Origin of the sequence: Anabaena sp. 90, from assembly GCF_000312705.1 — a bacterium.
GTDB classification, from domain to species: Bacteria; Cyanobacteriota; Cyanobacteriia; order Cyanobacteriales; family Nostocaceae; genus Dolichospermum; species Dolichospermum lemmermannii.
Genome location: NC_019439.1, coordinates 195,401 through 217,341, shown reverse-complemented (window position 1 = coordinate 217,341; position 21,941 = coordinate 195,401). Strand labels below are relative to the sequence as shown.

The 21,941-nt window shown below is 38.9% G+C and carries 23 protein-coding genes; 11 read left to right on the top strand and 12 right to left on the bottom strand.

All coding sequences use genetic code 11. The features are described from left to right. Positions 1–27: 27 nt before the first annotated feature. A complete protein-coding gene (locus ANA_RS27180) occupies positions 28–174 on the bottom strand; it encodes a hypothetical protein (protein WP_200863868.1) in 147 nt (48 codons plus the stop codon). Between the two features lie 453 nt (positions 175–627). Between ANA_RS27180 and psbB the strand changes: the two genes are divergently transcribed. From psbB to ANA_RS19775, 5 genes are all read left to right on the top strand, one after another. Continuing rightward, a complete protein-coding gene (gene psbB, locus ANA_RS19795) occupies positions 628–2,154 on the top strand; it encodes a photosystem II chlorophyll-binding protein CP47 (RefSeq protein WP_015083196.1) in 1,527 nt (508 codons plus the stop codon). Positions 2,155–2,251: 97 nt separating this feature from the next. Beyond that, the gene (locus tag ANA_RS19790; RefSeq protein WP_015083195.1) at positions 2,252–2,356 is read left to right on the top strand and encodes a photosystem II reaction center protein T; all 105 of its coding nucleotides are present in this window, start codon (positions 2,252–2,254) and stop codon (positions 2,354–2,356) included. A gap of 306 nt (positions 2,357–2,662) precedes the next feature. Continuing rightward, the gene (locus ANA_RS19785) at positions 2,663–3,730 is read left to right on the top strand and encodes a 30S ribosomal protein S1 (RefSeq protein WP_015083194.1); all 1,068 of its coding nucleotides are present in this window, start codon (positions 2,663–2,665) and stop codon (positions 3,728–3,730) included. A gap of 126 nt (positions 3,731–3,856) precedes the next feature. Then, entirely contained in the window at positions 3,857–4,591 is a 735-nt protein-coding gene (locus ANA_RS19780; RefSeq protein WP_015083193.1) for an HAD family hydrolase, read from the top strand. A gap of 108 nt (positions 4,592–4,699) precedes the next feature. Beyond that, positions 4,700–5,455, top strand: coding sequence for a TspO/MBR family protein (locus ANA_RS19775; RefSeq protein WP_015083192.1), 756 nt, complete (start codon positions 4,700–4,702; stop codon positions 5,453–5,455). A 130-nt stretch (positions 5,456–5,585) separates the two neighbouring features. On the opposite strand, the gene ANA_RS19770 is transcribed toward ANA_RS19775, so the two are convergent. The 4 genes from ANA_RS19770 to ANA_RS27885 are packed head-to-tail and all read right to left on the bottom strand — an operon-like array spanning position 5,586 to position 6,644. Beyond that, entirely contained in the window at positions 5,586–5,951 is a 366-nt protein-coding gene (locus tag ANA_RS19770; protein WP_015083191.1) for a clan AA aspartic protease, read from the bottom strand. After that, the gene (locus tag ANA_RS19765; protein ID WP_015083190.1) at positions 5,948–6,220 is read right to left on the bottom strand and encodes a hypothetical protein; all 273 of its coding nucleotides are present in this window, start codon (positions 6,218–6,220) and stop codon (positions 5,948–5,950) included. Before ANA_RS19765 ends, ANA_RS19770 begins: the two co-directional genes overlap by 4 nt. A gap of 53 nt (positions 6,221–6,273) precedes the next feature. Then, positions 6,274–6,567, bottom strand: coding sequence for a DUF3349 domain-containing protein (locus ANA_RS19760; RefSeq protein ID WP_015083189.1), 294 nt, complete (start codon positions 6,565–6,567; stop codon positions 6,274–6,276). A 2-nt stretch (positions 6,568–6,569) separates the two neighbouring features. Continuing rightward, positions 6,570–6,644, bottom strand: a complete 75-nt coding sequence (locus ANA_RS27885; RefSeq protein ID WP_235082136.1) for a DUF1308 domain-containing protein — start codon at positions 6,642–6,644, stop codon at positions 6,570–6,572. Between the two features lie 113 nt (positions 6,645–6,757). On the opposite strand from ANA_RS27885, the gene ANA_RS19755 reads away from it, so the two are divergent. Both ANA_RS19755 and ANA_RS19750 read left to right on the top strand, forming a co-directional pair. Then, complete coding sequence (locus ANA_RS19755; RefSeq protein ID WP_015083188.1) at positions 6,758–6,979, top strand: hypothetical protein; 222 nt, start codon at positions 6,758–6,760, stop codon at positions 6,977–6,979. Continuing rightward, a complete protein-coding gene (locus tag ANA_RS19750) occupies positions 6,976–7,254 on the top strand; it encodes a type II toxin-antitoxin system VapC family toxin (protein ID WP_148279136.1) in 279 nt (92 codons plus the stop codon). The genes ANA_RS19755 and ANA_RS19750 overlap by 4 nt, the downstream gene beginning before the upstream one ends. A 13-nt stretch (positions 7,255–7,267) precedes the next feature. On the opposite strand, the gene ANA_RS19745 is transcribed toward ANA_RS19750, so the two are convergent. The 7 genes from ANA_RS19745 to ANA_RS19715 all read right to left on the bottom strand — a co-directional run bounded on the left by ANA_RS19745 (position 7,268) and on the right by ANA_RS19715 (position 14,883). After that, positions 7,268–7,474, bottom strand: coding sequence for a DUF6887 family protein (locus tag ANA_RS19745; RefSeq protein WP_015083187.1), 207 nt, complete (start codon positions 7,472–7,474; stop codon positions 7,268–7,270). 91 nt (positions 7,475–7,565) lie between these two features. Further along, entirely contained in the window at positions 7,566–7,835 is a 270-nt protein-coding gene (locus ANA_RS19740) for a hypothetical protein (RefSeq protein ID WP_015083186.1), read from the bottom strand. After that, positions 7,783–8,127, bottom strand: coding sequence for a DUF6972 family protein (locus ANA_RS19735; RefSeq protein ID WP_015083185.1), 345 nt, complete (start codon positions 8,125–8,127; stop codon positions 7,783–7,785). Before ANA_RS19735 ends, ANA_RS19740 begins: the two co-directional genes overlap by 53 nt. Positions 8,128–8,368: 241 nt before the next feature. Then, entirely contained in the window at positions 8,369–10,228 is a 1,860-nt protein-coding gene (locus tag ANA_RS19730) for a tetratricopeptide repeat protein (RefSeq protein WP_015083184.1), read from the bottom strand. 132 nt (positions 10,229–10,360) lie between these two features. Further along, entirely contained in the window at positions 10,361–12,829 is a 2,469-nt protein-coding gene (locus ANA_RS19725; protein ID WP_041458572.1) for an ATP-dependent Clp protease ATP-binding subunit, read from the bottom strand. A gap of 612 nt (positions 12,830–13,441) precedes the next feature. Continuing rightward, a complete protein-coding gene (locus ANA_RS19720) occupies positions 13,442–14,344 on the bottom strand; it encodes a peptidoglycan-binding domain-containing protein (protein ID WP_015083182.1) in 903 nt (300 codons plus the stop codon). A 386-nt stretch (positions 14,345–14,730) separates the two neighbouring features. After that, the gene (locus tag ANA_RS19715) at positions 14,731–14,883 is read right to left on the bottom strand and encodes a hypothetical protein (RefSeq protein WP_233466900.1); all 153 of its coding nucleotides are present in this window, start codon (positions 14,881–14,883) and stop codon (positions 14,731–14,733) included. A 59-nt stretch (positions 14,884–14,942) separates the two neighbouring features. Here ANA_RS19715 and ANA_RS19710 point away from each other — a divergent pair, with 59 nt between their 5' ends. The 4 genes from ANA_RS19710 to gyrA all read left to right on the top strand — a co-directional run bounded on the left by ANA_RS19710 (position 14,943) and on the right by gyrA (position 21,871). Further along, entirely contained in the window at positions 14,943–15,785 is an 843-nt protein-coding gene (locus tag ANA_RS19710) for an RNA-guided endonuclease InsQ/TnpB family protein (protein ID WP_015083181.1), read from the top strand. Between the two features lie 270 nt (positions 15,786–16,055). Further along, the gene (locus ANA_RS19705) at positions 16,056–18,395 is read left to right on the top strand and encodes a tetratricopeptide repeat protein (protein ID WP_015083180.1); all 2,340 of its coding nucleotides are present in this window, start codon (positions 16,056–16,058) and stop codon (positions 18,393–18,395) included. A 309-nt stretch (positions 18,396–18,704) separates the two neighbouring features. Further along, positions 18,705–18,899 carry a heavy-metal-associated domain-containing protein gene (locus tag ANA_RS19700; RefSeq protein ID WP_015083179.1) on the top strand — a complete coding sequence of 65 codons (195 nt, stop codon included), beginning with the start codon at positions 18,705–18,707 and terminating at the stop codon, positions 18,897–18,899. A gap of 338 nt (positions 18,900–19,237) precedes the next feature. Further along, the gene (gyrA, locus tag ANA_RS19695; protein WP_015083178.1) at positions 19,238–21,871 is read left to right on the top strand and encodes a DNA topoisomerase (ATP-hydrolyzing) subunit A; all 2,634 of its coding nucleotides are present in this window, start codon (positions 19,238–19,240) and stop codon (positions 21,869–21,871) included. The last annotated feature ends 70 nt before the right edge of the window (positions 21,872–21,941 follow it).

Sequence of the window (21,941 nt, the reverse complement as noted above, 5' to 3'; positions counted from 1 at the left end):
CCCTTTAAAGCCTCAAAAAAATCATTATCATCCAAACTCAGCCCCAAAGTCAGAACTGCGATTCCTACGGAGCGCTTGCGCTATCGCCATTTGCGAAATATCTTGTCCGGTGCTTTCAGCCCGCTGTCGCAGCAACCCCTCAATTTTCGGTGGCAGATCGAGTGTAATGGACATTGTTGATTTTTCCTCAGTGATACTGGTTTTATTATAGCGATCAGCTTCTTTAGGTGTTTTAAATGGAATATATTGCAGATTAAGTTAATTAACGTAAAGTTAAATCAATAATTATTGACAAAATTAATAGATAGTGCTTGGTGTTATATTCCAAATTACTTGAGAATATTGGCGATCGCCCAATAAAACCCCAACAATAGAAACCCTTGCAAAGCGTTCCATCAATAGTTACACTTTTTAGAATATTCTCATTTTTGTTTAGTAATTACCCAAACACTCAAACAGCTAGTTCTTGACAAAAGAACTCAAACTATGGTAGTGCGTCGGTATTGCCAAACTCAAAATCAGCAATAAAAAAACTCAGAGATTGTTCTCATTGGCGGTTTCCGTCATCTGTGAACCTCAGTAAGAAAATTGCCTTGTAAACATAACTATCCTGGAGGCTTGTAGTCAATGGGACTACCTTGGTATCGGGTACATACAGTCGTTCTGAATGATCCAGGTCGGCTGATTTCTGTACACTTAATGCACACAGCTTTAGTAGCTGGCTGGGCAGGTTCAATGGCATTGTACGAACTAGCCGTTTATAACCCTAGTGATCCAGTTCTTAACCCCATGTGGCGACAAGGGATGTTCGTACTTCCCTTCATGGCACGTTTAGGTGTAACCGAATCTTGGGGCGGTTGGAGCGTAACTGGTGGCACAGCAGTAGACCCCGGTTTCTGGTCATTTGAAGGCGTTGCTGCGGCTCACATCGTTCTTTCTGGTTTATTATTCTTGGCTGCCGTTTGGCACTGGGTTTTCTGGGATTTGGAACTCTTTCGAGATCCTCGCACTGGTGAACCCGCGCTAGATTTGCCAAAAATGTTTGGTATTCACCTGTTCTTATCCGGTTTACTTTGTTTTGGTTTTGGTGCATTCCACCAAACTGGATTATTTGGTCCGGGAATGTGGGTATCTGATGCCTATGGCATCACTGGCAGTATTCAGCCAGTAGCACCAGAATGGGGTCCGGCTGGATTTAACCCCTATAACCCCGGTGGCATTGTCGCTCACCACATTGCGGCTGGTGTAGTTGGTATTATCGCGGGTTTATTCCACCTGACAGTTAGACCTCCAGAAAGGCTCTACAAAGCCCTACGGATGGGGAATATTGAAACCGTACTTTCCAGCAGTATCGCTGCTGTCTTCTTCGCTGCTTTCGTAGTAGCCGGAACTATGTGGTACGGTAACGCTGCTACCCCAATTGAACTGTTTGGACCTACCCGCTATCAGTGGGATCAAGACTACTTCCGTCAAGAAATTCAGCGTCGTGTGCAAACCAGTGTTGCTGAAGGTGATTCTTTGACCGCAGCCTGGGCAAAGATTCCTGAAAAACTGGCTTTCTACGATTATGTTGGTAATAGCCCCGCTAAAGGTGGTCTATTCCGTACAGGTCCAATGGTGAAGGGTGATGGTATTGCTGAATCTTGGCAAGGTCACGCTGTATTCACAGATGCCGAAGGACGGGAATTAACAGTTCGTCGTTTGCCTAACTTCTTTGAAACCTTCCCAGTCATTTTGACCGATAAAGATGGTGTTGTCCGGGCTGACATCCCCTTCCGTCGGGCAGAATCTAGATATAGCTTTGAACAAACTGGCGTAACTGTCAGTTTCTACGGTGGTAATCTGAATGGTAAAACCTTTACAGATCCCGCTGATGTCAAGAAGTATGCCCGTAAAGCTCAAGGTGGAGAGATCTTTGAATTTGACAAAGAAACCTTGAACTCTGACGGTGTATTCCGCACATCCCCCAGAGGTTGGTTTACCTTTGGTCATGCTGTATTCGCTCTATTATTCTTCTTTGGTCACCTGTGGCATGGTTCACGGACAATCTACCGTGATGTATTTGCCGGTGTGGAAATTGAAGAAGAACAAGTTGAATGGGGTCTTTTCCAGAAGCTGGGTGACAAGACAACTCGCCGGAGAACGGAAGCTTAAAACTTGGATCAGGTGTGAAGTAGAAAAATCTACTTCATGCTTTTTCCCAGGCTTGGTAAACTAAAATTACTGACTCAACAGGCAGGATCTGAAAAATATGGAAAGTGTTGCTTACATCTTGATTTTAGCCCTAGCAATAGGTGTTCTCTTTTTTTCAATCGCCTTCCGCGAACCCCCTCGCTTTGAGAAAAAAGATAAGTAGTTAGTTATTCCCGATTTATAAGGGAATATAGACTTTTTATCCGTTGTTACTAATGATAGTAGCAACGGATATTTTAGTTTAAGACTTCTTTCTTCTCCTGACTCCTGACTCCTGACTCCTGACTCCTGACTCCTGACTCCAAAATATGATATAATTTTATGTCTGGAAGTTGATATGTGTTAAGACTAGCTATTCTAAGCTAGGATAAGACAGCAATGTAAGTGGAAATTGTCATCCCCCTACTTACATAATAAACTGAATTTATGACAAAACCTTTACGGAGACTAGACCCAGGAATACATTAGCATGGTCAATCAGAACTTAACCGCTACAGAAATTGGATTTACCCACGAAGATTTCGCTGCTCTACTAGATAAATACGACTATCACTTCAGCCCTGGAGATGTCGTACCGGGTACAGTTTTCAGTATAGAGCCGCGCGGCGCTCTGATTGACATAGGTGCGAAAACCGCAGCATATATACCCATACAAGAAATGTCTATTAACCGGGTCGATGCCCCGGAAGAAGTCTTACAATCAAACGAAACACGGGAATTTTTCATTCTTACCGATGAAAATGAAGATGGTCAGCTCACCCTTTCAATTCGTCGGATTGAGTATATGCGGGCTTGGGAGCGAGTACGACAGCTACAAGCAGAAGATGCTACTGTCCGCTCTGGTGTTTTCGCAACCAACCGTGGTGGTGCATTAGTGCGAATTGAAGGACTGCGCGGCTTTATCCCCGGTTCTCATATTAGCACTCGCAAACCCAAGGAAGATTTGGTAGGCGAAGAACTGCCCTTGAAATTCCTAGAAGTAGATGAAGAGCGTAACCGCTTAGTTCTCTCCCATCGTCGGGCGCTGGTTGAGCGGAAGATGAACCGTTTGGAAGTTGGCGAAGTGGTTATTGGTACTGTTCGCGGTATCAAACCTTACGGTGCTTTCATTGATATTGGTGGCGTGAGCGGACTGCTACACATTTCTGAGATTTCCCACGAGCATATTGACACTCCTCATAGTGTATTCAATGTCAATGATGAAGTGAAAGTAATGATCATTGACTTGGATGCAGAAAGGGGACGGATTTCACTGTCTACCAAACAGTTAGAACCTGAACCCGGTGACATGATCAAGAACCGTGATTTGGTTTACGATAAGGCCGAAGAAATGGCAGCTAAGTATCGGGAACAATTGCTTGCTAAACAGCAAGGTATTACTATACCTGCGGAAGTAGCACCTGTGGAAGGCGCTGAAGAAATTGCACCTCAAGAAGGCGTAGCTGAAGAAGTTGCATCTGTGGAAGCTGTAGCTGAGGAAGAAATTCCCGCAGCAACAGAAATTGAAGAAGAGATCCCAGCCGCTATTGAATCATAGATTGATAGTTGTAATTACCTACAACTGAGATCATGAAAGTATTGAATTAAGAGGGTTTTTCCCTCTTTTTTTGTGGCAATTGGCTATTCAATTGACTTATTCCCCGTTCTTTAACAACTGAAAAATATGGTAACTATTAAATGTAAAAACATTGCGTTTTCTCATATTGAAGCAATTTTATTTGATAAAAACGGGACTTTAGAAGATTCCGAGTCATATTTAATAACGTTGGCACAAAAAGCAACGCGGATAATAGACGCGCAAATTCCCGGTATTGGTGAACCTTTATTAATAGCTTTTGGTATTAATGGCGATTTTTTAGATCCAGCGGGTTTAATATCAGTAGCGAGTCGCAAAGAAACGGAAGTTGCAGCAGCAGCCTATATTGCGGAAACTGGAAGAGGATGGTTTGAATCTTTGAAAATTGCCCGTCAAGCTTTAGAAGAGGCTGATCAATATGTTAGCAAAACTCCCTCACCTTTATTTGTGGGTAGTTTGGAGGTATTACAGTCTTTGTCAGTAGCGGGATTAAAATTGGGGATTCTGTCAGCCGCAACTACTGAAGATGTAGAGAAATTTGTGATTAATCACCAATTAAGCGATTATTTGCAACTGGAAAAGGGAGTTGATGAGGGTCCAAGTAAACCAGATCCAGCCCTGTTTTTAGAAGCTTGTCAAGCTTTAGGAGTAGCACCAGGGGCAACTTTAATGGTAGGTGATTCTGTGGGTGATATGCAAATGGCACGTGATGCTAAAGCTGCTGGCTGTATTGGTATTACTTGGATTGGGAGGGCAGATAATGTTAAAGGTGCAGATGTGGTAATTAATCAACTTGATGAAATTCAGGTGATTGATGATTGAATGATTTCCTAGTTCTATTTATTGACACACCAATTTAGAAAATTTTTGGCAATTAATTAAGTTAAAATTTAAGCGGACTAACTACAAACTACTCACTATCTCTTAATTATGAATCAATCCAATAATAGTGGCATACTTGAACAGTTTGTAAACATGGTGATGGGGGTAAAAACTGGCAATCAACAACAGTCTCTAAATACATCAGCAGCGGACACACAAGAACTAGATATCAAGGCAGTTTTAGTTTATAAATTAGGAACTATTCTGCAAATAGGAGTGATGATTCTTGTGTTACTGGGAATGGAAAAATTAGTAATTTTAATTGACAATAATTCTGCTTTTCCCAGTTGGTTTAGCACTTTAGTCACGGCGTTATTTTTTGGTTTATTAAGTATCCGTTCTCGCATTTTTTCACTGTTAGATAATACCCGTTCTCGGACAACTTATGATCAGGTAATTAGACCAAGATGGTCTCCTCCACCTTTAGCATTTCCCATAGTTTGGATGTTCATTGCTGTATTGCGAGTAATTTCTTCGGTATTAGTTTGGCAGGAAATGAATCACCAATTTTTGGTATTACCTTTAATTCTGTTTGTGGTACATCTGGCTTTAGGAGATACTTGGAATACGATTTTTACCGTAGAACGGAGATTAGGTGCGGCTGTTCCTGTGGTGATTTTAGGACCTTGGTTATCGGCTATAGTCGTAACAGCAATTTATTGGCAAACTGTTCCTTTAGCGGGAATGATTTTATCTTTTTCTTGTGTATGGTTAACTGTTGCTTCTGTATTGGTGTTCAGCATTTGGCAGTTAAATGGATCTGAGCCTTTGTATCCTTTGAAATTGGCTGTTGTGGAGAAATAAATAGTCATAATTCACATTGAGGGGAAAGAAAAGACCGCATTTAATATCTATGAAAAATGGTAGGGAAAAATTAATTCTCTACCACTGAATTCAGGAATTTAAACGCCTAACATAGTGCTGTAATATTAAACTATAATTCTTCAATTGTTACTAAACCACCTTCTGTAAATTGGATAGATAGTTTATAACCGTCAAGTAAAGCAGTTCCTAATAAGGGACGCTTTCCTGTAGCTAAAACATTAACTACTCTTTCTTCTCCATTCCAGATAATGGTAGCTTGATGTACTGGTAAAAGCACACGGCTATTATCTGCTAAAGTTGCATACATATCATAAACACAAGGAAAACCCAAGAGATTAACTGCTGCGGTCGGTAAGGAAAGAAACTCTGTAAACCCTGTATCAATCACAAATTCAATTGTAAAATCTGGTTGATTTTCTAATCGAAATATGACATTAACAGTTGCACGTCCATTTTTGATAATGCCAGTTATCATGGATAATCACGCTCCATTTCTCCACTAAATGATGCAGCCACTTTGTAACCAATGCGAATACCAAAAAGTCGAGCAAATCTGTTTTTATTCCGTAAATAATGCGCTGATTCTATGCCTGTTTTATCAATAGCATATTCACCTGTTTCTATATCAATAATTATCATTTTACCGATGTTTTCTGCTGTTTCTACTTGTTGACGAATGCCATTTTCATATAATTCTTTGGCACGTTTGGCGACTTCTTCGCTGCTGAGGAGAATGGCTTGCATTTTGTTTCATCCTTTTTCGTGATTAGTTTATTATAATTGATTAGCAGTAGAGTTTATCCTTCCTCAAGCCACTGTTTATAACCACACACAAGTAATCTTTCCTTTAAATTAGCGATCGCTTCTGGTGCGGGTACATCAATTGACTGTACCCGATATACATCATTGAGGACAAGACTATAATCTTTACCGCTATAGTAAGCTACAACTTCAGCTAAATTCCTATCTGACATTTCCTCACTAAGTAATGCTAAAAGCGGTAAATAAGATTGTGATTCTATTCCCTTGGGGAAAGCATTTTGAATTAATTTATATTTGCTTTGTAGATGTGGTAAAACAGTGATTTGCATGATTAATTACCAGTTAAAGGAAAAGGTGGATGAATATATACATGAAAATCAACACCTTGAGCAGAAGCGACTCTCACAGCTTTTGCATCTGCTGTGGTGGTAAAAATATTCAGTTGATCACCTGTACCCTAATATGATAATATAGTTAAATTGATATATAATAAAAATGAATAATTTTTGATATCTTATCATGACATTACAAGAATTGCAAAAACAAGTATTACAGTTACCAATGAGCGATCGCTGGCAATTGGTACAAACTGTATTAGAATCAATACAACAAGAAACTATATCACCATCAAAGAAGGGTAATTTATCTCGACTGCGTGGTATTGCGAAAGGTGTAAATATCTCTAGTGATGAGAATATTAATGGAGATTATGTCACTTATCTAACTGAAAAATACCAATGAAGCGAGTTTTTATTGATACGAATGTGGTTTTAGATTTTTTACTAGAAAGAAAACCTTTTGTAGAAGATGCAGTCAAGCTATTTGCAAAAATTGATGCAGGTGAGATTATAGGGTTTATTGCTGCTACTACAATTACTAATATTTATTATATTATTCGTAAAGCCGCAGGTGTAAAAGTTGCTCAAGATGCAATCTCTCAAATCCTCACAGATTTACATATTTGCACAGTTGATAAAAATATTTTAGACTTTCAATTAATCTTTTACCATTACTAAAACGCTGCAAAAATTATGCAATTGATTCAGTTCCATCTTTGATTATCGCCTGTTGAATTTGTTCTTCCCAATTTTCATCATTTGGGTTAATTGTGATCATCCGTCCTTCAGATTTAGAACGATCAACATAAGCGTGAAAAGCTGAAATATCTTCTCTGTGAGTAAGAATATAACGACGTAATTCTTTCAGAGTCATTGCTTTATAATTAACTAATGTCATCGTTCATCCTCTATTAAAATTTCTTACTTTTCTTAGCGTCTACCCTGGGGGATATATAAGAGAGATTGCACGAAATAAAAAATCTCCTAACTTACACCAATTCTTCAGCTAAAAGTCTACCTTCAAATGGTTCATACTCATCTTCTAGTAACCATAACTTGGCAGTTTCATAATCATTACTAGAAAATACAACCTTATCACCCTGTTTTGGATCATAAATTCGACAATTTCCCTCACTATCACAAAGTAATAACAGAATATATGGAGGTGATAACATTGGATCTATCCATACTTCTGTAAATTCCCAGTTATTCTTCACTAGGTCTGGTGCGGGGTATGACGTGGTATTGGTTGTCTGCATTGATTTTTATCTCCCCATAGTAAAGTGGAATACTACTACCATCTGGACTAATTCTATAACCTATTGGTTCAGTAAAAAACATTCCATAGCGTTCATAATCTCGGACAGTGCCGATAAACTCACCTTCTTCTATTATGCACTGAGCAACTTGATTCATGGTATTTTCATCGTTAAATACATGAGCGGCTTGTCCTTTTTTTAGAAGTCTTTGCATTTGCGGTGTTCCTGGTAAATGCTTGGCAATATGTCTAGCGTCAAGGGTAATGTGACGATTAATTAATTCTGATGTCATTTAATTTTACCTAATTTACTTTATATAACAAACTTAATGAGGTCTATATCTAACCAAAAATGGTCTATATGGGAGAATACCGTCCTCAGAGGTGGTGATATTACTACTTGCCAAAAAGTATTATGTATGTTGTATATTCATATATAAAAAAATCTCCCACACAGCAGGAGAGATAAAAATAAAGGTTATTATGAGCTTTTATAAGCTACACTGCAATTATCTCCAAAGAAACCAAATTTAATTATTTAAAATAGTTCTTCTTCACGAGGTCTAAAATTTTTGGATCTTCAAGCATCATTTTTATGATGTTATATTCTGACAAATTGCCTGTTTTTAGGTGCAAATGAAGACTGATTTTATAAAATTGTATAGCTTCTTTTTTTCGTCCAGAAATTAGGTGTATGAATCCTTTATCTGTATAAGCTTCAGCAATTTCGGGATTAATTTGTATAGCTTGATCAATGTCACTAAGCGCTGAACCCAAATTTCTCAGACCCAGGTGAGATTTTCCGCGAATGTAATAAGATTGAGCAAGTTTAGAATCAAGCTTAATAGCTTGATTACAATCGTCTATAGCTCTATGATAATCTTTAATTTCATACATTGCTAATCCACGGTTGTTATAAGCTAATGCACAGTTAGGATCAAGTTTAAGAGCTTCTGTACAATCCTCTATTGCTCCTTGATAATCTTCTATTTCATACTTTGCTAATCCACGGTTATTATAAGCTAATACCATACCAGGATCAAAGCTAATTGATTTTGTATAATCTTGAATTGCTCCTTTATACTGTTTTAAACCTTCTCGTGCTTGTCCACGATTAAGATAAGCATCTGCACAACTTGGATCTATTTTTAGAGCTTTATTAGAATCTTGTAGAGCTTTTCTATAGTTCTTTAATCTATAACTAACAGCACTTCTATTGCCATATGCTTCAACATAATCTGAATCTAGTTCAATTGCTTGTGTAAAATCAGAAAAAGCATCTTCATATTTAGATAATTCATAGTAACTTCGTCCTCTCATATTATATATTTGTGGATCATTATTATTGCAATTAATAGCCTCATTAAAATTTTCAATTGCTTCTTCATAATTGCCTATTTTATTGAAAATCCAACCACATTGTATATAAATTAAAATATCAAGTTCTTTATCCAAATGATTATTTAATATAATCGCAATTTTACATTGTTCTAAAGCAGCTTGATAATCCAGTTTTTTTATAAAAACTGAAGTTAGCAATAAATAAGTTAATAAATTGTGCGGTTTAAAATGAATTATCTGTCTGAAATCATCAATAGCTGCTTGATAATTATCTAATAGATAGTAAGCATATCCTCTATAATGGTATGCAGGATACAAGTCAGGCTTGATATTTATTATTGCTGTATAAAATTCTATAGCTTCTTTATAATTTTTGCTTAACAAGCATTCAGAAGCTTTTATAAAATCATTAAAAATATATGTCTCTAAATCGGATGAAATACCTGGTTGATCAGAAGATATATACTGTAAATAACTATGCAAGCCACTACCATATAAAAGGTCATCTAATCCCACTAAAATTTTGTTATTAGTATCTAATTCCTCTGTTGGTAAAAATCCAGCCATGACCAAGTTATATTCAGTTTGTGCTTCACTAATTTGTTCTAAGAGTAAAATACATACTAAAGCTACATTTTTGCTAACTTCTTCTTTACTAAATTCCCATTTTACTGTATCAATATTTCCATAACGAACTTTAACTTGAATACCTATTTCAGGATTAGAGATGAGTTTTAAATCTACTTTTCCATCACCACCAGAATAAGTTAAATAATCAACTTCTCTAACCATATTTTTTAAATATTTTGCTACAGCCTCTTCGCCAAGTTTTCCTTTCATATTATTGATATAAACTTCACGTGGAGATTTATATCTATACTTCTCTGTCATAGACCAGCAGAAATCTCTTAGTCGTTTTAATCGTAAATCTGAAATCACTATTAATTCACTATAAGCATCTTCCTCAGTGTTACAAATGATATTTTTATGATCTAATTTTAGCCTTGTAATAAACTCATTTTGTTTAGCTTTCAATGATGTAGTCCAATCCATCGTTAGATCCTTGTTATCTATAGAATATTTAGTGAAAGTTATACAAAAAAATCTTACACCTTAATCGGTAAAGTTAAAAAACGGCAGAGAACCGAAATCCTCCACCGCTAAATTAACAATTAAAAAACCTAATTAAGACTCAACAGGGGTTAACAACTCCCGTGTTCGTTGAGAACTAACTTGAACAATGCCATTTTCATCAACATCAACAAGAGCAGTATCGCCATCTTTGATGCGTCCAGACAGAATTTCTTCCGCCAGACTATCTTCCAATAAGCGCATAATTGCCCGACGTAATGGCCTTGCACCGTAGCTAGGACTATAACCCTCAGTTATCAAGCGATCCTTGAAGCGGTCAGTGACTTCTAAGACAATGCCTTTTTCCGTCAACCTACCAAACACTTCCTTCAACATGATTTCGGCAATTTGGGTAACTTCCAACTTATTCAACTGACGGAAGACGATAATTTCATCTAACCGGTTCAGGAACTCAGGACGGAAGTATTGCTTCAGTTCCTCATTCACCAAAGAGCGAATTCTGTTGTATTGTGTCTCAGTCGCATCTTCAGAGAACTCGAAGCCGATACCGCTACCACCTTTTTCAATCACCTTAGAACCAATGTTGGAAGTCAAAATCAGCAAGGTGTTCTTAAAGTCCACCGTGCGACCTTTTGCGTCAGTTAAACGCCCGTCTTCCAAAATTTGCAAAAGCATATTGAACACATCGGGGTGTGCTTTTTCGATTTCGTCGAATAGCACCACAGTGTAAGGACGACGACGGACAGCTTCTGTTAACTGACCACCTTCGTTGTAACCGACATAACCAGGAGGTGAACCGATCAATTTACTGACGGTGTGACGCTCCATGTATTCGGACATATCCAAGCGAATCATGGCTTCTTCAGCACCGAAGAAGTAGGAAGCCAAGGATTTCGCTAATTCGGTTTTACCTACCCCAGTCGGACCAGAGAAGACAAAACTAGCAATCGGCCGATTCGGATTCTTCAAGCCAACGCGAGCGCGACGAATAGCCCTGGAAACAGCCTTCACAGCGTCTTCTTGACCGATGAGCCGCTGATGTAAGGTGTCTTCCATGTGCAGCAACTTCTCGGACTCAGACTCGGTGAGTTTGTTCACCGGTACACCTGTCCAGGAAGCGACAATGTGAGCAATGTCTTCTTCTGTAACTACAGGTTCAACACCGTCACCACTAGCGCCATTACTCTTAGTTTGAGCAATAGTGCGGATTTCGGCTTTGATTTCCATTTCCCGATCACGCAGTTCTCCTGCTCGATCAAAGTCCTGGGAACGGACTGCATCATCTTTTTCTTTTAAGATTTGCCGTAGTTCCTTGTCTAACTCCTTCGCGGCTGGGGGCAGTTGGGAGTTAATCAGGCGCACCCGTGAACCCGCTTCATCCATCAAGTCAATGGCTTTATCTGGCAAAAAGCGATCGCTAATATAACGATCAGACAATTTCGCCGCCGCCACCAATGCTTCATCGGATATCTTCAGTTTGTGGTGTGCTTCATAGCGATCGCGCAAACCATATAAAATTTCTATTGTTTCATCAACAGAAGGTTCACCCACCATTACAGGCTGGAAGCGTCTTTCCAACGCTGCATCCCGTTCAATGTGTTTACGGTACTCATCCAAAGTAGTAGCGCCGATACATTGCAACTCACCTCGCGCCAAAGCTGGCTTGAGGATATTCGCCGCATCAATCGCCCCTTCGGCAGCACCCGCACCAATTAAGGTGTGAACTTCGTCAATTACTAGGATGACATTACCCGCAGAGCGGATTTCATCCATAATTTTTTTGAGACGTTCTTCAAATTCACCCCGATATTTAGTTCCTGCTACTAGCAAACCAATATCAAGAGTGACTACACGCTTATCTTCCAAGATATCGGGGATATCCTTGCTGGCGATGCGTGAAGCTAAACCTTCAGCGATGGCGGTTTTACCAACACCAGGTTCACCAATCAAAACTGGATTGTTTTTAGTCCGGCGACCCAAAATTTGGATAACTCGCTCGATTTCCTTGGCGCGTCCCACCACAGGATCAAGCTTGTTATCTATAGCCATTTGGGTCAGGTTTGATCCAAACTCATCGAGAGTTGGGGTTTTAGTGCGACCAGAGGGGCCACCCGGCGTAACTTCCGCCGTTTCTCCCAACATCCGAATCACTTGGGTTCTCACCTTGGTCAAATCTACACCGAGGTTTTCTAGCACTCTGGCTGCGACACCTTCCCCTTCGCGGATCAGGCCCAACAACAGATGCTCGGTACCAATGTAGTTATGCCCCAATTGGCGTGCTTCTTCCAAGGATAGTTCTAAAACCCGTTTTGCCCGTGGCGTAAACGGAATTTCCACGGCTACAAAGCCTGAACCCCGTCCTATGATTTTTTCAACTTCAATGCGAGCATCTTTGAGATTAACTCCCATTGATTTCAGCACCTTGGCGGCTACTCCTGTGCCTTCACCAATCAAACCCAAGAGGATCTGCTCAGTTCCGACAAAGTTGTGACCTAAACGGCGGGCCTCTTCTTGGGCCAGCATGATTACCTTAATGGCTTTTTCTGTGAAGCGCTCAAACATGGCATTTTTCCTATCACCTGCGTCGTGCCGGTATGCTGATTTTAGCACAGGCTAAAATTTTGGGTATCTGTATAAACAATTTAGATATCCAATTACCATGACACAGGTTGATAGGTTAACGAGTAGCTATTAATTAATTTATAGGTAGCTAGTGTACTGAGGAGAGTGATTTTACCAGCATTTTGGGGGCTAAATCCAAACAATAGACTATTGATGTGGGGATTTTGTTTAGGAGTCCCAAACACACATTGTTATCATAAAATGTATGTTGATGTCAATAAATCGGCATGAATGATAAGATTTTTCTATTAAAAAGAATTAAAACAAAAAATATTATGATATAAAACCAGGATAAAAATTTTATTTTATCTTCACAACTGTGGTTTAGAGTAAGTTAGATTTTGGAAATTTTGTCTTGAATTGTACAGAAGTTGGATATAAACCTCTGTACAGACTCCTTTAAACTTTAATTAAAGCTTTGATGTTAGTATCGCGAGCGATCGCACTGGCAGAATTAAAGGATGAAACCGGGGATTTTATCGCCTATTAAATTAAGTAGCCATCATGAACATTACCCATTACCAGGTTGTTCACTGGATATGAGGTTTTGCGTTAAGTTGACTGTAATAAATCATCCCCGGGAATGATGGTAGTATAAAAAGTGTAACTATTGTTCTGAAGATAGCGGCGGTCTTGCTTAACGATAGCCATGAACTCACGGTGTCCATCTGTGAGACGACCAACTAAACAACCTGCACTAGCCCCTTTGATGTCGTTGCTGGGGAAATCATAGCCCCAATGTTGATTAACGGCAAAATAATCACCTGTATCCAATTCATCACCAGTTCGTTTGAAATTTTTGTCAAAATCTCGACAAACAGTGATGTTTCCACATTGAACTAATGCTTCATGGGGATTGGAAGTACCGTGTCTTCCCACTCTCCAAGCCTTGTATTGTCCAAACTGGATTCTTGCTGCTCCTTTGGGATTCATGGGATTGTAAGTATATTTACTACCTGGTTCAGTAGTTGCTTGCCAATGATCAACGATTTTGGGGACACCATCTATGATTTCGATCACAATGCGGCGGTCATTAAAGGCGTTGGCAGCATCACTATTGAGTGTCCAGTCTCCATTTATACCTTCGACATAAACAATGTTGTATTCTTTGGGATTGGTGAATACTTCATAATTTTTAGCCAACATATATTTAATGATCTTGCTGGCAATATCAGTTCCTAGATTTAAAGGAGGTTTTGGCAGGTCTTCTGTTTTAGTTTCAATCAATTTTTTGGCTGTGACTGCACCTAGAAAATCAGTTTCTCCTGTTTCTGTTAAGGTTTGGAACTTTTTCAGTGCGGCTGTGGAAACTGGTCCAAATAGTCCGTCGGCGGGTGGTTCTAGGAGTCTTAAATCAATTAATCTTACTTGAACTTGCCGAGACAATTCCCGATCTTCAGCGATCGCTTCGTAACCCCATTTTTCCTCTGTATTCAAGAAGTTTTGCAGTTTCATATTATACGCTTAATAATTCAAGTGTTTTGTTTGCACCACGTTAAATAAGCTATCTTAAATTTCAAATCTATAAATAACCTTTATTATTTTTTAACAAGGAATATTAACAAGGAAAATAGGCGATTGCTCTGATTATCTCATTCTCAGTAAGCTCAAACGAAGTTAGCCAGGGGTAGTTCATTGTTCCATAAGTACCTGGACAGAATTAATTACATATTATTTATTTACCAATCCTTTGTCCATTACGGATTTCAGTCCAAATATTTGTGTAATTAATTTTGTCTCATTACTTACTTCCATTCTAAAATGGGGGGTAGAAACAGTTTGATAATTTCTACCCATAACTAGCCTTATGTTACTGTTTGTCCAAGTCTTCAATTAATTGATCAACAAATTCCCTTAACCGTTGTTGCTGTGTTAGGGACGGTTTTAATTTTTACCCTCTGTCCTTTCCGACCTTTAAAACAAATTGGTTGAGCGTCTAACTCAGCTTTGAGGATTTTCTTAGCACCAATTTTATTATTTTTCTCAAATGGCATTGACTTTAACCTTGTAAGTTGGTATACTAACTATACTACAACATTGAAAGGTCGAGTCAATGCTTTTATCATTCAAAACTGCACTAATTCCAAATAACCGACAGATTACAGCTTTTCGCAAAGCCTCTGGAGTAGCTAGACACGCCTATAACTGGGCAAATGCTCAAATCAAGGATATTTTAGCTGCTCAAAAAGAAGGCGAAAAACTTAAACTTCCCTCAGCGATTGACTTACATAAAAAGTTAGTTGCTGAGGTAAAATCTGAGCATATTTGGTATTACGAAGTTAATAAAAATATCCCTCAGAAGGCGTTAGCTGACTTACGCCAAGCATGGGATAGGTGTTTTAGGAAGACATCGAAACAACCCCGATTCAAAAAGAAAGGTCAACGTGATTCTTTCTATTTGGAGTCAGGAACTAAGGCGAAACCAGCAATTAAAAATGATAGTAAAAGAATTAAATTACCGTCAATTGGCTGGGTACGTTTAGCAGAACCTTTACCGATTACAGTAACTTATAATTGCGTGATTTCTAGACAGGCTGATAAATGGTTTATTTCTGTTAAATACGAAGTTGAAAAACCTCCTATACTTGCAGACAGACCGACCATTGGTGTTGACATTGGTATCAAAGAATTAGCAGTTTGCAGTAATGGTGAAGTATTCGAGAATCCTAAAGCCTACCGCCATAAAACTGAGAAATTCGGGAGTGAACTAATCCTTGTGGATCGGTTTTTTCCTAGTTCCCAAATATGCTCTAATTGCGGTAATCATCGTCATAAAATGCCATTAAAAAACCGCGTTTATATTTGTCCTGATTGTGACTATAAAGCTGACAGGGACTTAAATGCAGCGCGTAATATTGACCGATGGTTTGTGGATATTTTTATCCCTGTAGCGTAGCGGTTCCTTTTAGGAACTACGGTCAGAAACGGTAAGTTCTACCGAGATTGCCTGTGGAGCGGAAAAACCTCTTAGAAGCCATTCTCAGACCGTGATTAAACAGGAAATAAGCACTAAGGTTATCGCTGTCCAGATGTGTCTAGACTTTGGTAATTTTGGGTAAGTTTTATAGAACGGATATCTCTCTAGATAATCTGCTAATATCAAACAGCTACCCTAACATCCAATCACGCTTCTGCAAAAAATCACCACTGGATAGGGAAAATTGTTATGAACAGCAAAAACCCCATGTTCTCAAATCTGGCTTTAAAAAGTGCCATTTTCTTGTCACCCTTACTGCTATCAACGGCTTTTATCAGTGGGTATTCTGTGCCATCTGCTACTGCTCAGGTACTATCAAATCAGGAACGGGAAGAATTAGCGCGACTGCGACAAGAAACCAGAACTCAAAAACAAGTTCAATCTGATTTTGAACGGGCTTTTACTCGCACGAATACTTTGCTTAATATCTGGTTGACTATTTTAAGTTTATTTCCTGTGGCCTTAATTGCCATGTTATGGTTTTTTCGTCGAGCAGTAATCAGAGAAATTGTCGAACGAGCAATGCAGCAAATTCAAGGAATTGAAAATTTGCAAACTCAATTAACTACGGTTCAAGCAGAAGCAAAAAAACTGATTCAAGCATCTAAAAATACTACTCAAGAATTAGCACAAGAAGTTAATACACTTAAACAAAAGATTCATGGTGAGGAAGAAAATTTATCTATTCTTTTATCTGATTTACCCAAATCAAAACAAGAGTTTTTAACAGCTTTGGAAATTGAAGTTAAATCTGCTCAAGAGAATATTAGTAATTTAGAGTTTAGATTAAATACTCAACTAGAACAATTAACCTTATCTGCTCAACAGCAAAAAATTACAATTGACAATATCAAAAAGTTAGAATTTGAGTTATTTTCTCAATTTACCCAACTCAAGTCAGAAGTAGAAAATCAAAAAGATATCGCTGTTAGTGATATTGAACAATCTCGCGCTGATTTGATATCTCAATTTCAAGAGTTAGAGTCGGAAACTCAACAACAGAAATTTCATACTGTTGAGAATTTAGGGAAATTACAATCAGAATTTAATAATGAATTATCTCAATTTCAATTAGATGTTAAAAATCAAAAAGATATAGTTATAGGTAATATCGAAAACCTGAATAATATATTTAAGTCAGACATTACTGAATTAAAAACTGATACCCAAGTTAAAAAATATCAATTACTTGAGGATTTTGGTAAATTACAAAGCGAATTTTCTCAGCAACTTACAGAATTACAAAATAATGCTCAACAACGACAACAGCAAATTATTGAGAATTTAGAAAAGTCCGGTGGAGAATTTACATCTCAGTTTTCCGGTTTACAAAATGATGTGCAAGAACAGCAAGTTACTATTCTGGAAAATTTGCAGAAGTTAGAAATTGAATTTTCTCAGCAACTTACAGAATTACAAAATAATGCTCAACAACGACAACAGCAAATTATTGAGAATTTAGAAAAGTCGGGTGGAGAATTTACATCTCAGTTTTCCGGTTTACAAAATGACCTGCAAAAACAGCAAGTTACTATTCTGGAAAATTTGCAGAAGTTAGAAATTGAATTTTCTCAACAACTTACAGAATTACAAAATAATGCTCAACAACGACAACAGCAAATTATTGAGAATTTAGAAAAGTCCGGTGGAGAATTTACATCTCAGTTTTCCGGTTTACAAAATGACGTGCAAAAACAGCAAGTTACTATTCTCGAAAATCTGCAAAAGTTGGAAATTGATGCTCAACAATGTAAAGATATAATTCTCAAAGAGTTAGCGGAAATTACACCTACTCCAACACCAGAAAAAGCACCAGAACCATTACAACCAGAAGTTTCTATTGATGATTATATCAAACAAGCAGAAATGCTATTTTTAGAAAAACGCCATGAAGATGCTTTAGCTGTTTACGAACAACTCATTAAAATTCAACCTGAAAATCCAGAAAATTGGCTGAAACGGGGGATAATTCTCAATCGTCTAAAACGCTATAAAGATGCTATAGCTTCCTATAATCAAGCCATTAAAATCAATCCTGAATATCATCAAGCTTGGTGTGATATTGGTGTGGCTTGTGGAAATTTAGGAAAACATCAAGAGGCTTTTAACTGTTTTGATAAAGCTACTAAAATTAAACCTGATGATGGAGTTGCTTGGGTAAATCGTGGTTTATCTTTGCTAGAATTAGAACGTTACGAAGATGCAGTTACTTCTTTTGATAAAGCTCTAGAATTTCAACCCAATTCTCCTAAAGTCTGGGATAAACGGGGTTACACTTTAGTAATGTTGGGAGAAGATGATCAAGCAATTATCAGTTTTGATAAAGCATTAGAAATTAAATCTGATTATCCTAGCGCGTATTATCATAAAGCTGCCTGTTATGCACTCCAAAGAAAGGTGGAATTAGCTTTGGAAAATCTGCAAAAAGCTATGGAATTTAATCCCAGTTATCGAGAAGATGCTGCAACTGATATTGATTTTGATGACATTAAAAATGAGCCAGATTTTCAAACATTAATTCAGGGTTGATGTTAGAAAACCTACTGTGTTGGGTAACATACGTCAACCCAACCTTGTATCTTAGAGGTAGATGACATTGAGAACCAAATTTATATAGTACGAAATTACTATATTCGTGTTTGGCTGTCAACTACCACAGGAAATCGGTGGAAATCTACCCTGCGGTACTAGCTTTTCTGGCGCAAAAAATCAACAATTGTTCTTTCTTGACTAATTAATCTAGAAGATTTAAGATATACTTTCTTTTAAAGCATAATGCAGTTAGTTAAGACGCATATTTTTGTGACTTTTAATTGAGTTTCCACTCATTTTTTACCTATGACAATCACACTGACTATTCCCGGAATGGCTTGTTCTGCTTGTGCTAATAATATAACCAAGGCAGTTAAAGCTATTGATACTAATGCTATTGTGGAAGCTGATACCAAAACCAAGTTTGTCAATGTAGATACTCAAGCTTCAGAAACTGCTATTAAAGAAGCTTTGACTGCTGCTGGTTATCCTCCTGCTTAAAATCAAATCCCCGATTTCTTTGAGAAGTCGGGGATTTTGTTATTTCGGCTGAATATGATGGGAAATTTGGAAATTATTTGTCCTTCTGTTTTCATTTTGAAAAGTTATTTTAGATGCAATTAATCAATCAGATTTATAGATTGTTTTCAAGAATCTAGCCTTTTTATATAAGTTGTAAATTGACTATTTTTCGATATTGGATAGTATTTGTGCGAATTGCGTCACAATATGTTAGAATTATAGCAAAATATGACAACTATTCAAAGTTAATTTGACATAATTTTGTCTTTTGTCAAGTTGAAGCCTAAAATCTACATTTTTTTGGAGTTTTCGAGTTTATGACAACCTCACAGGAGAGGATTATCCCGACGGATTTGCGAGGTGAAATGTCGCGGTCTTATCTAGAATACGCCATGAGCGTCATTGTAGGTCGGGCGCTGCCAGATGCTAGGGATGGTCTTAAACCTGTGCATCGTCGCATCCTCTATGCCATGCACGAACTGGGTTTACTACATGATCGCCCCTTTAGAAAATGCGCCCGTGTGGTCGGGGAAGTTTTGGGTAAATATCACCCTCACGGTGATACAGCAGTGTATGATGCTTTGGTGCGGATGGCGCAGGATTTCTCCATGCGATCGCCTCTCATCAGTGGACATGGTAACTTTGGTTCAGTGGACAATGATCCGCCGGCGGCAATGCGGTACACAGAATGTCGTCTGCACGCCCTAACCAGTGTGGCCCTCCTCCAGGATATTGAAGCCGAAACCGTAGACTTTGCCGATAACTTCGATGGTTCTCAACAAGAACCCACAGTTTTACCCTCCCGCATTCCTCAACTTCTCCTCAATGGTTCTTCGGGGATTGCTGTGGGAATGGCCACAAATATTCCTCCGCACAACTTGGGAGAATTGATTGATGGATTAGTGGCACTAATTCACAATCCCGAAATAACTGACATTCAGTTAATGCAGTATATTCACGGTCCCGACTTCCCGACTGGGGCGCAGATATTGGGAGTCAGTGGCATTAAAGAAGCTTATACCACTGGACGCGGTTCAATTACCATGCGGGGTGTGGCTAATATTGAAACCATTACCCAACGCAACCGTCCCGAACGGGAAGCAATTATCATCACCGAATTGCCTTACCAAACCAATAAAGCGGCATTAATTGAAAAAATTGCCGAATTGGTGAATGATAAACGCATTGAGGGCATTTCCGATATCCGGGACGAGAGCGATCGCGACGGCATGAGAATTGTCATAGAATTAAAACGTGATGCCTATCCCCGCGTCGTTTTAAACAATCTTTATAAACAAACCCCTTTACAGTCTAACTTTGGGGCGAATATGTTGGCACTGGTCAACAGTGAACCCCAAACCCTGAACCTCAAACGTTTCCTCAGCGTCTTCCTAGATTTCCGCATTCTCTCCATTGAACGCCGGACTCGCTACGAACTTCGCAAGGCACAGGAACGAGATCACCTATTACAAGGTTTATTAATTGCCCTATCACGATTAGATGCAATTATTGTTTTAATTCGTCATGCACCAGACGCACCCACAGCCAAAGGTGAGTTAATTACAACTTACGGACTTTCGGAAGTGCAAGCAGACGCAATTTTGCAAATGCAACTACGGCGATTAACAGCACTAGAAGCCGATAAAATTCGCCTCGAACACGACGATTTACAAGTTAAAATTACCGACTTATTGGATATTTTAGCCAGACGGGAACGGGTGCTAGAAATCATCGAAACGGAAATCAGCCAAATCAAAACTAGCTTTGCCACACCCCGGAGAACAGTAATTACTCATGGGGAAGGAGACATAGATGATATTGACTTAATTGCTAATGAAAAAGCAATTATTCTGGTGACAGAACAAGGTTACATCAAACGGATGCCCGTCAACACCTTTGAATCTCAAAGCCGTGCCACCAGAGGTAAAGCCGGGGCAAAAGTCAAAGATGATGATACCATTGAACATTTCTTGACCTGCTGCGACCATGATAGTATCTTATTCTTTAGCGATCGCGGAGTCGTGTATTGCCTGAGAGCATATCAAATTCCCGTCAGTTCGCGCACCAGTCGGGGGACACCGATTGTACAAATGTTGCCCATTCCCAAAGAAGAAAAAATCACCTCCATTGTCCCCGTAGACGAATTTAGCAGCGAAGAATATCTCGTCATGCTCACTAAAGGCGGTAACATCAAAAAAACCGTCCTGGAAGCATTTAGCCACATTCGCGCCAACGGATTAATTGCCATATCCTTAGAAGAAGGCGACCAACTGCGCTGGGTGAGAAGAGCTAGGGTAGAAGACAGCATCATTATCGGTTCGCGTCAAGGTATGGCCATTCACTTCCGCTGTACTCATGATCAACTGCGTCCCTTGGGTAGAGCCACTCGTGGTGTAAAATCCATGAAACTCAAGAACAAAGACGAACTCATAGGCATGGACATCCTACCTGCGGCTATTCTTGATACCTTAGCTACTGTGATAGAAGGGGAAAGCGAAGAAAGCGAAGAAACCGCAGAAATTGAAGAAATTGTAGAAACCGCAGAAATTGCCGAAATCGAAAATAGCGAGGAAATTGTAGAAGTCAGCAACGCCAGCAGTACCGGACCTTGGGTATTAGTCATTACCATGGGCGGTTATGGCAAACGCGTTCCCGTTTCCCAATTTCGACTGCAAAACCGTGCTGGTCAAGGTTTAATGGCCACCAAATTCAAAAACCGCAAAACAAAAGACAAATTAGCCACCTTGCGAATTGTCAACAGCGACGAAGAAATCATGATGGCCACAAATCGCGGTATCATTATTCGTCAAGCGGTCAATGCCATTTCTATCCAATCAAGATCAGCCACCGGAGTCAGAGTGCAACGTCTAGACGAAGATGATGCCATTACCGGAGTTGCAATTGTTCCCCCCGACACAGGAGACAATGGCGAACTAGAAGAAGCAGAATAGACAATTAATAAGATCCCCGACTTCTCTAAGAAGTCGGGGATCTGAATTGAATTACTTTATGTACTTTAGG